The 288-nt window shown below is 53.1% G+C and carries 2 protein-coding genes; both read left to right on the top strand.

All coding sequences use genetic code 11. From position 1 onward, the window contains the following. Nucleotides 1-10: 10 nt before the first annotated feature. The gene (locus JYB62_RS19650) at nucleotides 11-151 is read left to right on the top strand and encodes a phage tail protein (RefSeq protein ID WP_449500894.1); all 141 of its coding nucleotides are present in this window, start codon (nucleotides 11-13) and stop codon (nucleotides 149-151) included. Beyond that, nucleotides 148-288, top strand: a 141-nt coding sequence (gene gpU, locus JYB62_RS19645) for a phage minor tail U family protein (RefSeq protein WP_214284983.1), incomplete at its 3' end; no start/stop codon positions are given. The genes JYB62_RS19650 and gpU, both read left to right, overlap by 4 nt.

Below are 288 nucleotides of genomic sequence, written 5' to 3'. Positions count from 1 at the left end.
CCGTTACCCCATTGATGTGGTGAAAATCCCGATGGCGGTGCCGCTGACCACGGCGTTTAAACAAAATATTGAGCGGATACGGCGTGAACGTCTTCCGAAAGAGCTGGGCTATGCGCTGCAGCATCAACTGAGGATGGTAATAAAGCGATGAAACATACTGAACTCCGTGCAGCCGTACTGGATGCACTGGAGAAGCATGACACCGGGGCGACGTTTTTTGATGGTCGCCCCGCTGTTTTTGATGAGGCGGATTTTCCGGCAGTTGCCGTTTATCTCACCGGCGCTGAA

This window comes from Algoriphagus lutimaris (assembly GCF_017051705.1).
Classification (GTDB): Bacteria; Bacteroidota; Bacteroidia; order Cytophagales; family Cyclobacteriaceae; genus Algoriphagus; species Algoriphagus lutimaris.
This window is presented reverse-complemented; position numbering and strand designations above follow the sequence as displayed.